Annotated in this window: 8 protein-coding genes; 5 read left to right on the top strand and 3 right to left on the bottom strand. The window is 59.2% G+C overall.

Translation table 11 applies throughout. The features are described from left to right. Window positions 1-139 precede the first annotated feature (139 nt). The 4 genes from ACRESJ_RS09820 (at window position 140) to ACRESJ_RS09835 (ending at window position 4,314) form a co-directional block, all read left to right on the top strand. On the top strand, window positions 140-922 hold the full coding sequence (locus tag ACRESJ_RS09820) for a sugar phosphate isomerase/epimerase family protein (protein WP_431757740.1): 783 nt from the start codon (window positions 140-142) through the stop codon (window positions 920-922). Continuing rightward, the gene (locus tag ACRESJ_RS09825) at window positions 915-1,901 is read left to right on the top strand and encodes a sugar kinase (protein WP_431757741.1); all 987 of its coding nucleotides are present in this window, start codon (window positions 915-917) and stop codon (window positions 1,899-1,901) included. The genes ACRESJ_RS09820 and ACRESJ_RS09825 overlap by 8 nt, the downstream gene beginning before the upstream one ends. A 121-nt stretch (window positions 1,902-2,022) precedes the next feature. Continuing rightward, window positions 2,023-3,315 (top strand): MFS transporter, encoded by a 1,293-nt coding sequence (locus ACRESJ_RS09830; protein WP_431757742.1) that lies wholly within the window; start codon window positions 2,023-2,025, stop codon window positions 3,313-3,315. Between the two features lie 21 nt (window positions 3,316-3,336). After that, window positions 3,337-4,314: a 2-hydroxyacid dehydrogenase gene (locus tag ACRESJ_RS09835; RefSeq protein ID WP_431757743.1), complete on the top strand. Its 978-nt coding sequence runs from the start codon at window positions 3,337-3,339 to the stop codon at window positions 4,312-4,314. Window positions 4,315-4,386: 72 nt separating this feature from the next. On the opposite strand, the gene ACRESJ_RS09840 is transcribed toward ACRESJ_RS09835, so the two are convergent. After that, window positions 4,387-5,574, bottom strand: a complete 1,188-nt coding sequence (locus ACRESJ_RS09840) for a pyridoxal phosphate-dependent aminotransferase (protein WP_431757744.1) — start codon at window positions 5,572-5,574, stop codon at window positions 4,387-4,389. A 381-nt stretch (window positions 5,575-5,955) separates the two neighbouring features. On the opposite strand from ACRESJ_RS09840, the gene ACRESJ_RS09845 reads away from it, so the two are divergent. Further along, complete coding sequence (locus ACRESJ_RS09845; RefSeq protein WP_431757745.1) at window positions 5,956-6,240, top strand: response regulator transcription factor; 285 nt, start codon at window positions 5,956-5,958, stop codon at window positions 6,238-6,240. 128 nt (window positions 6,241-6,368) lie between these two features. On the opposite strand, the gene ACRESJ_RS09850 is transcribed toward ACRESJ_RS09845, so the two are convergent. Together ACRESJ_RS09850 and ACRESJ_RS09855 are read right to left on the bottom strand one after the other, a co-directional pair. After that, window positions 6,369-8,792 carry an RHS repeat-associated core domain-containing protein gene (locus tag ACRESJ_RS09850; RefSeq protein ID WP_431757746.1) on the bottom strand — a complete coding sequence of 808 codons (2,424 nt, stop codon included), beginning with the start codon at window positions 8,790-8,792 and terminating at the stop codon, window positions 6,369-6,371. A 225-nt stretch (window positions 8,793-9,017) separates the two neighbouring features. Beyond that, entirely contained in the window at window positions 9,018-10,160 is a 1,143-nt protein-coding gene (locus tag ACRESJ_RS09855; RefSeq protein ID WP_431757747.1) for a glycerate kinase, read from the bottom strand. Between the last annotated feature and the right edge of the window lie 174 nt (window positions 10,161-10,334).

The following is a 10,334-nucleotide window of genomic DNA, read 5'->3' on the forward strand; positions in this document are numbered from 1 at the left end:
GGCTCCCACATTGGATCTAGGTTCAACACAAATCCCCTGTGGGAGCCAGCCTGCTGGCGATGGGGCCTGAAAGATCAACACATCAACCCCCTGATTTTTTTTGAACAAAAATGAAACCGGTTTCAGAGGTAAAACAACAATGATCAAACCCACCGTTTCCATCAGCCTGTCCAGCTACGGCGCCGATCTGGTGCGCCAGCGCGGCCAGGGCAGTTTCATCCCGTTATTGGCTGCCGCCGGTGCTACGTGCATCGAATGGCGCGAGGAATTGTTGAGCGGCGAAAGCCCGCTTCAGCTCGCCGAAGCCACGCGGGCCGAAGGGCTGGAAAGTGTTTACTCCTCACCCATGGAGCTGTGGCAGGCCGGTCAGTCCCGGCCTAATCCGGAATTGCTCAGCGCCCTGCAACGCGCCGGGGCATTCGGTGCGAAGTACTTGAAAGTGTCCCTGGGACATTTCACCGAGACCTGCGACCTTAATGCCCTCGCTCAAGCACTGGACGCGAACCCGGTGCAACTGCTGGTGGAAAACGACCAGACCTTGCACGGTGGCCGCATCGAACCCTTCCAGCGTTTTTTTGCCCAGGTCGAGCAACACAACCTGCCGATCAAAATGACCTTCGATATCGGCAACTGGCATTGGCAGGACCAGTGCGCCGCCAGCGCCGCGCGCTTGCTCGGTCGCCATGTCGGCTATGTGCACTGCAAAGCCGTAACCCGCCGAACAGACGGCAAACTGGTCGCCATCCCGCCCGCCGCCAGTGACCTGCAACAGTGGGAACACCTGCTGCGGCATATGGCCAAAGGCGTTATGCGAGCGGCGGAATACCCGCTGCAAGGCGACGACCTGGTGCAGCTGACCACCGAGCATGTCACCGCCCTCGCCCGCCTCGGCCAATCGCAACGGGAGAGCGCTCATGTCTGAGATCGACATCCTCTCGTTCGGCGAAACCATGGCGATGTTCGTCGCCGAGCAAGCCGGCGATTTGGCTAGCGTCAGCGCGTTCCACAAACGCATTGCCGGCGCCGACAGCAATGTCGCCATTGGCCTGTCGCGACTGGGTTTCAACGTGGCGTGGCTGAGCCGGGTCGGCGCCGACTCGCTGGGTCGGTTCGTGATCGACACACTGGAGAAGGAAGGCCTGGACTGTCGCCACGTCGACATCGACACCGCGCACCCCACCGGCTTTCAGTTCAAATCCCGCACCGACGACGGCAGCGACCCCGCCGTTGAGTACTTCCGCCGCGGCTCTGCAGCCAGTCACTTGTCAGTGCATTCGATCGTTCCCGAATTGCTCAACGCCCGACACCTGCACGCCACCGGCATTCCTCCCGCGCTTTCGGAAACGGCGCGGCAGATGTCATTCGAACTGATGACCCGCATGCGCGAGGCCGGGCGCAGCGTGTCCTTCGACCCCAACCTGCGCCCGAGCCTGTGGGCCAGCGAACAGCAGATGATCACCGAGATCAACCGCCTCGCCGCCCTCGCCCATTGGGTACTGCCGGGCTTGAGTGAAGGTCGCTTGTTGACCGGTTACGAAGACCCGGCCGACATCGCCGGGTTTTATCTGGATAAGGGTTGCGAAGCGGTGGCGATCAAGCTTGGCCCGCATGGCGCCTACTACCGCACGCATCTGGATGCCGGGTTCGTTGCCGGTGTGCCCGTGGCCACGGTGGTGGACACCGTCGGTGCCGGCGATGGTTTTGCCGTTGGCATGATCAGCGCGCTGCTGGAAAACCACAGCTTTGCCGACGCCGTACAGCGGGCCAACTGGATTGGTAGCCGGGCGGTGCAGAGCCGTGGGGATATGGAGGGGTTGCCGACCCGTTCTGAAATGTCCGTTGAATTTGAGGCCGCCATCGCGGGCAAGCCCGCTCCCACAGGGGATTTGTGTCGAACATAAATTTCATACCCCCATCGGACCTTGTGGGAGCGGGCTTGCCCGCGATGAGGCCCTAACAGTCACTGAAGATCTAAACCCGTTACCTGCTGCGACAAAAACAACAAGCTCAGGAGCACCACCCATGAAAACCGCAACGCTCGCCACCCGCCGCTGGTGGTACATCATGCCCATCGTGTTCATCACCTATAGCCTGGCGTATCTGGATCGCGCCAACTACGGGTTCGCCGCCGCGTCCGGCATGGCTGCCGACCTGATGATCACACCGGGCCTGTCGTCGATGCTCGGCGCGCTGTTCTTCCTCGGCTACTTTTTCTTCCAGGTGCCAGGGGCGATCTACGCCCAGAAGCACAGCGTGAAAAAACTGATTTTCGTCAGCCTGATCCTGTGGGGCAGCCTGGCGACCTTGACTGGCATCGTCTCCAACGCCTACTGGCTGATCGTCATCCGCTTCATGCTCGGCGTGGTCGAGGCGGCGGTGATGCCCGCCATGCTGATCTACCTGTGTCACTGGTTCACCCGTGCCGAACGCTCGCGGGCCAACACCTTCCTGATCCTCGGTAACCCGGTGACCATGCTGTGGATGTCAGTGGTCTCGGGGTATCTGGTGCAGCATTACAGCTGGCGCTGGATGTTCATCATCGAAGGTTTGCCGGCGGTGCTTTGGGCGTTTATCTGGTGGCGTCTGGCCGACGATCGCCCGTCCCAGGCCAAGTGGCTCAATGACCAGGAAAAACAGGACCTGCAAAGCGCCCTGGCTGCCGAGCAGGTCGGTATCAAAGCGGTGAAAAACTACGCCGAAGCCTTTCGTTCGCCCAAGGTCATCATCCTGGCGCTGCAATTTTTCTGCTGGAGCATCGGCGTCTACGGTTTCGTGCTTTGGCTGCCGTCGATCCTCAAGGCGGGCGCACAGATGGACATGATCGAGGCGGGCTGGCTTTCGGCGCTGCCATATCTGGCCGCCGTGATCGGCATGCTGCTGGTGTCCTGGGGCTCGGACAAGTTGCAAAAGCGCAAACGCTTCGTCTGGCCGCCGCTGCTGATCGCCTCGATTGCGTTCTACGGATCCTACGCCTTGGGTGCCGAGCACTTCTGGTGGTCGTACACCCTGCTGGTCATCGCCGGGGCCTGCATGTACGCGCCCTATGGCCCTTTCTTCGCGATCATTCCGGAGATCCTGCCAGCCAACGTGGCGGGCGGTGCCATGGCGCTGATCAACAGCATGGGCGCGCTCGGTTCGTTTGGCGGCTCCTACCTGGTCGGTTACCTGAACAGCTCCACCGGCTCACCCGCTGCCTCGTACCTGCTGATGAGCGGCGCGCTGATGCTCTCGGTGGTGCTGACGGTGTTTCTCAAGCCCGGCGCCAGCGACCGGGAGCGGCCCACGGTAGCGCGCCCCCTCACGGCTCATTCCTGAATTGAAGTTGAGATCATCACGATGAAAAAGCAGGTCGTCCTGTACAAGAAACTCTCGCCGCTGCTCATGGCTCGCCTGCATGAACACACGCAAGTGACCCTGATCGACAGCCTCGACGCCGAAGGCCTCGACAAACTGCGCCAAGCCCTGCCCCGCGCCCACGGTTTGCTCGGCGCCAGCCTGAAACTGGATGCCGAACTGCTCGACCTGGCGCCAGATCTTGAAGCCATCGCCAGCGTATCGGTGGGCGTCGATAACTACGACATCGACTACCTCACCGAACGGCGCATCCTGCTCAGCAATACGCCGGATGTGCTCACCGAAACCACCGCCGACACCGGCTTCGCACTGATCCTGGCCACCGCCCGACGTGTGGTGGAACTGGCGAACATGGTTCGCGAAGGCCAATGGACACGCAACATCGGCCCCGCGCATTTCGGCAGCGACGTGCATGGCAAGACCCTGGGCATCATCGGTATGGGTCGCATCGGCGAGGCGTTGGCCAAGCGCGGGCACTTCGGTTTTGGCATGCCGGTGATCTATCACAGTCAGTCTCCGAAACCGGCCGTCGAGCAACGCTTCAATGCGCAGTACCGCAGCCTGACCGAGTTGTTGCAGCAGGCGGATTTTGTCTGCCTGACGCTGCCGCTGACGGCTGAAACTGAAGGGCTGATCGGTGCGCGGCAGTTCTCGCTGATGCGGCCGCAAAGCATCTTCATCAATATTTCCCGAGGCAAGGTGGTCGATGAATCGGCGCTGATCGAGGCCTTGCATGCAGGGCAGATCCGCGCAGCCGGGCTGGATGTGTTCGAGCGGGAACCGTTGAACCACGACTCACCGTTGTTGCAGTTGAACAACGTGGTGGCAACGCCGCACATGGGCTCGGCCACCCATGAGACGCGGGAGGCGATGGCCCGTTGTGCGGTGGATAATCTGCTGGCGGCGCTGGCGGGTCAGCGACCGGCCAATCTGGTGAATGTCGGGGCGTGGAATAGCTGAACCATTGCGGCACTCATCGTTGGAATTGGGCCCAAAGCGCGTTTGCTCCGGGCCGGGTTCCGACGGTGGGGTTCAGGCGCTGCGAGCTTGCAGCAAGTGCGACGCGCACAACGCAATCCGTCGACATGCCTCCGCCAGCTTCGGCTGGTCGACCACCAGCCCCAATCGTATATGCCCCGCCGCACTCGGGCCGAACGCCTCACCGGCTAATACCGACACGCCATACCCTTCCAGCAGGCACTCAGCGAAGCGTTGCGCGCTCAGCCCGGTCTGACGCACGTCGACCATCACGAACATGCCGCCATCGGGGCGCACGGGATGCAGCGCCGGGCATTGGCTCAAGTGATCACAGACCAGATCCCGACGCTGGCGATACTCTTCACGCATCGACGCCACTTGCGGCAAATTTTCGTCCAGCGCCAGTTGCGCCGCGTTCTGCACGAAGTCCGGGATGCCGAACAACATGCTCAGGGACAAATTCACCAGGTGCTCGCCCAAGGGTTTTGGCCCAATTACCCAGCCCACCCGCCAACCGCTCATGGCGTGGGATTTGGACAGGCTGTTGATGGTCGCGGTACGTTCGGCCATGCCCGGCAGGCTCGCGGGGCTGATGTGTTCACCCTCGTAGAGCAGATCGCTGTAGACCTCGTCACTGATCAGCCACAGGTCATGGCGAATGCACAACGCGGCCAGTTCCTGCCAGATCGCCCTCGACAGGCTGGCGCCCGATGGGTTGTTCGGGCTGTTGAGCAAGATGGCCCGAGTCCTGGGGGTAATACGTGCGGCGACATCCACCGGGTCAACGCGAAAGCCGTTCTGCGGGCGCACCGGCACGGGCACCACCTTGGCCGCGCACGCGCCGATCACGCCTTCGTAGGTCACGTACATCGGTTCGGCCACCAGCACCTCGTCACCCGGATCGAGCAAGCATTGCACCACCGAATACACCGCGCACTGCGCCCCCGGAAAAACGATCACGTGGTCGGCATCGACAGTCTGCCCGCAGCGTTGCCGATGCCGGCGCGCGATGCTGTCACGCAGACCGCGGCTGCCGCGCACTTCGGGGTAATGGGTGTCACCGGCCAACAGGCTGGCGATGGCCGCCTGGACAATGGGTTCGGGGGTGTCGAAATCCGGATCGCCGATGGACAGCAACAGTACATCGGCGCCCTGTTCGCGCAATTGCAGCGCACGATCGTGAATCTGCCAGGCCGCCGCTCCGTCACCGGCGATTCGTTGGGTCAAGGCTGAATAGCGCATGTGATTCTCCTGTCGCGCGGGTTCCAAAGCCACAACCCTATCTCAAATCATCGAACACGCCAGCCTGGCCCTTGAAAATCGCTGACAGTCGAACCCTTCGATTCAAGGACCACGAATTTAATGCATGGATAAGACGACGAACGGAGGCTGCTGAATCGAAGGATCCGCAGCGATTTTAGCGAGCCAAAACAAGCAGATCCGCGCGAAAGCGCAGGCAAACACAACGCTGTTGCCTGAACCCGACCTGTTACTTTTTACAGGTTCCAAGGCCCGGGATAAACGCTATAACGGGGCTGAGCCATCACGCTGGACGCCGCAACCACGCCCGAATCCGGAAGGAACCGCCGCGCCCGCCTCATTGATCGAAATGGGAACACCGTCATGAACCACCAGACCCCAATCCCCGCTCGTGCCCCCACCCTCACGTCTGATTTGCCAATCGCCAATACCCGGCAGGCGACAAGCATCGCCCTCACCACCCGGGAAAAGGAAGCGCTGTTATGGAGTGCCAAAGGCAAGTCGTCGTGGGAAATCAGCCGGATTTTTAATTGCACGGAAGCCGGGGTGAACTATCACTTCAGTAATATACGACGCAAGTTCGGGGTGAGTTCGCGGTGGGCGGCGGTGATGATGGCGTTGGAGTTGGGGTTGATTGAGTTGCATTGAGGTGTATAAATAACGGCAAGATTCGAGCGGGAACACTACAAAACCTGAGATCTTCTTCAAAATCGCCACGATAAAGCCCAGCATTGATAACTCAAATTACCAATGCCGGGCTATCTAACTGTTAACCGTTAATTCTCGAACTCCTGCTTTCTAACGTGACCCGCAGTGCGTGCAACTCTTTGTGCGGCTCTGCGCAATTGTTTTTGGGTGGGTGGGTTACCAAAGTTATTGAGGCGCGCCTCTTTCCTGAGCGCGGCATCTGCATTTGCATAGCTTGTCAATCGATCAGAGCTGAGCCGAGTGATCGCCTTTCTTTCTTGGTTTTTGTATAAAAATTCATAGTCACTATAAGCCTTGTCATATTCTATCCACGAGGCATAGCCATCGATGCCACTTTTATGTTCTTTATAATACTGTTCAGCCTTTTCTCCGTATGCATTGTTCGTCAATGCACCTACCTTCTTAAGTTTCTGCTCGTTATTCAGGATTTTTTTATAGTGATCGTAATGTGATTGGTTTGCCTGCGTGTAATTATCATATTTTTTTCCCGCCGCATCAGCGATCGATCCCGCACCTTTAATATCATTCAAAGTTACCTTATGCAGCACCGCAGAGGGTTTGCCCTTTGGCACTTCTCGCAAATTAGCAGGGATCGCTTGTGCACCACGGGAGTTGGTGTTTAGTTTGAAAAGGCGGGCCAGCCAACTGAAGTGCCCGGTCGGGTCAACGTTATTGATCGAATCTCCGTCACAATACGCATAACAATTCCATCCCCCCGCCCCAAACGGACTGAAACTATCCGGACTCATAAACCGCATCAACAACGTACTAAACGCCCTATACCCATTCCCCAGCAAGTACCACCCAGTCCCCTCCTCGCGTCGCTCCCCGTTGAAGCCCAGCGAACCACTCACGGACGCATCCTGCGCACGATGCCCATACGCCGAATAAGCAATATCCTTACGCCCACTCTTGCTCACTTCGCTCGTCACACTGTTCTTATGATCACCGGCCAGCAGCAGGGACTTTGGGTCAGCACCACCCTTGAGCTCGGCGAGCACCACTTCGTCACCCAGGAAGTAAGTGCTGCTATTTGAGCCATCGACCTGGTTGGCCAATTTATCGCCCTTGTAGAAGCGTTGTTCTCCTGCGCCGCCGTTGTTCTTGCCGGCCAGCTTGTTCAGCGGATCGTAGCTGAAGCGCTCGGAGCTGCCGCCTGAAGAACTGCTGACACTGATCAATTGGCCGAGGGCGTTGTATTCGAGGGTACGGCCGGCTTCGTCGAGGATCATGTGGCCGTCGGCGTTGTAGTTCAGCAAGATTTCCGATGGGTAATCAGCATGGGTGTTTTTCACAATACGCAGTTGCGTGGGGTCAACCGTGTCGTAGGTGTAAGTCGCACGGTTGGAGCCACCCGCAAAGAAGGTAGTGACAAAACGTAGGTTGTCCAGCTCGCTGAAACTGAACAGCTGACGGGTGATGGCTTTGTTATAGGGATCAACGGGCGGCTGGGTGCCTTCACAGGTGTAGTTGGTGAGCCGGCCACGCAGGTCGTAACCGTAGACCTCATCGCGCAGTACCACCGTGCCCTCCTTCAGGGTACGTTGGGCCAGGCCGTCGACATCGTTGTACACCTGGGTCAGCTCCTGAATCACACCGTTGAGGTCGAATCTACGCAGGATTTCCCGATCGAACTCATCGTACTTCAACGTAATGCCGACCCGTTGCCCTCCCGCGCTGTCGGTGGTGGTAATGGTTGCCGTAAGGCCCATGGCATCGTAGGTGAACGTCGACGCCGTGGTGCCCAGTTGCGTCTGCTCAAGCCGTCCCTTGGTGTCATAGCGATAGGTCTGCTGCTGACCCAGCACGTCGGTGTAACTCAACTGGCGACCGAGGCGGCTAAACACAATAAACTGAGTGATATCCTCCGTTGGCAACGGCACTCTATCCAACCAGGCGACGTGAACTGTTACATCGGCCCTTTTCGCCTCGATAAAATCGGGTATCACGCAAAAGACACCGTTATCGCGTGTCAAAACGGCATCGGTGATTACGGGTTTTTCAACGATGTCGATGACAGCGTGTTCCGGATCCGCCCAAAGCGGCCCGGTTCTGTCGATCGTCACCGGAGCCGCTGGAGACTCCCGGATACTGGCGCCATTCCAGTTTTTTACGGTGAAACGAAATTCAAACTTACCTTCATAGTTCTGGAAGATGGAAAGCGGGATCTCCCTCTGCAAAGGGAAGTTAGTATCAGGAAAATCTGCTGGCCCGGGAATATCTTCCTGACTGATAAGTATCCACTCCGGCGAACTTGAAAGCTTGCACTCCAATGTCAACTGATTCACCAGCCCTGTCGCCGGAGGCCGGTCATCCCAAATTGGAAGTTCGACTCTCAACGGTGCGCCCTGCTTGTCCTTGTGAACCAAACCATCGGGATCCCCGACCATGGCATCCAGGATCTTGGGGATCGTTAAATCCGCAACAAAGAATCGCTGACGATATTGGTTGCGCACCTGCTCAGCGGTTAATTTTTCGAATGAACTGGCCATGCTTGTCTCTCCAAATCCGTTTCAGTTCAGCCATGAACAAGATCAAGGCCGGCAAAACTTTTCTGGCAGTAAACGCATGGCTCACAGCTGCAAAGCACCCTGTCGTTCTGCCCGGTCTCAGGACCTGGGCAAATTAAGCGCCGGTTTTTCTAAACGCGATACTGTCAAAGTTGACAGGTATGCCCGGTTTTTTTGCGATAGCCACAGCGAGCGACTGGACGAAGCTCATCGCTGGCTGGAAGCCATTTGCCAGACCCGGGCGATGTCCGTCGCCCGTTCACGCAACAGCCTCGGAGCTTGGGCACAGGCCATTTCGAGGGTCATCGGCCCGCTCGCCAAGGCGAACGCGGCGTCAATGCCATGCTCGTACAGCGTTTGATAGCCCTCGCCCAACGTGCCGGCGATGACGATGACCGGCACGCCGCGCTCACGAGCAATGCGCGCCACACCAAACGGGGTCTTGCCGCGCAAGGTTTGCGCGTCGAATCGCCCTTCGCCGGTGATGACCAGATCGGCGCCGGCCACAGCTTCAGCCAGCCCAACCAGTTCGGCGACCACCTCAACGCCTGCCTTGAATTGCGCCCCCAGGAACGCCTTCGCCGCAAATCCCAAACCACCCGCGGCACCACTGCCCGGCTCGTCGCGCACGTCCTTGTTCAGGACTGTTGCGCAATGCGCGGCAAAGTGCCCCAGGGCGCGATCCAGTTGTTCGACCTGCTCGGGCGATGCACCCTTTTGCGGACCGAAAATCGCCGAGGCACCGTGGGGGCCGCACAGCGGATTGTTAACGTCGGCGGCGATGTCGAATTGCACGTCGGCCAGACGCGGGTCGATTTCACTCAGGTCGATCCGCGCCAATTGCGCCAATGCCAGACCGCCCGGCGCCAGGGATCGGCCTTGTGCATCCAGCAGTTTCACACCCAACGCCTGCATCGCCCCTGCACCACCATCATTGGTCGCGCTGCCACCGATGGCCAGGATCATCCGTTGCGCACCGGCGTCGAGCGCCGCACGAATCAGTTCGCCGGTGCCGAAGGTGCTGCTGACCGTCGCGTCGCGCTCGTCCACCGGGACCAACTGCAAACCGCTGGCTTCGGCCATTTCGATGATCGCGGTGTGGCTGTCGGGCAACCAGCCCCACGCGGCATTCACCGGTGAGCCCAAGGGTCCACGAACCTCAGTACGGCGCAGTTCGCCATTGCAGGCCGCCAGCACTGATTCGACTGTCCCCTCCCCTCCGTCGGCCATCGGGCATTTGATCAACTGTGCATCGGGCCACACCTCGGCCAAACCCAAGGCAATAGCATCAGCCACGCCTTGGGCGCTGAGGCTGTCTTTGAACGAATCGGGGGCAATGACGATTTTCATGGGCGTTCTCCAGTTCCAATGGCTCCATGCTGCCAGCTGGCACAGACAATAACGCCGGTCTGCTGCACAAGCGCTAGCGGGGATAATTGTTCATTTCCACAAAAGCCGTGGCAGACGCGTTACCTGTGGGAGCGGGCTTGCTCGCGAAGGCGGTGGGTCTGTTGACTGTGATGG

The organism is Pseudomonas sp. (assembly GCF_050739655.1).
Lineage (GTDB): Bacteria > Pseudomonadota > Gammaproteobacteria > Pseudomonadales > Pseudomonadaceae > Aquipseudomonas.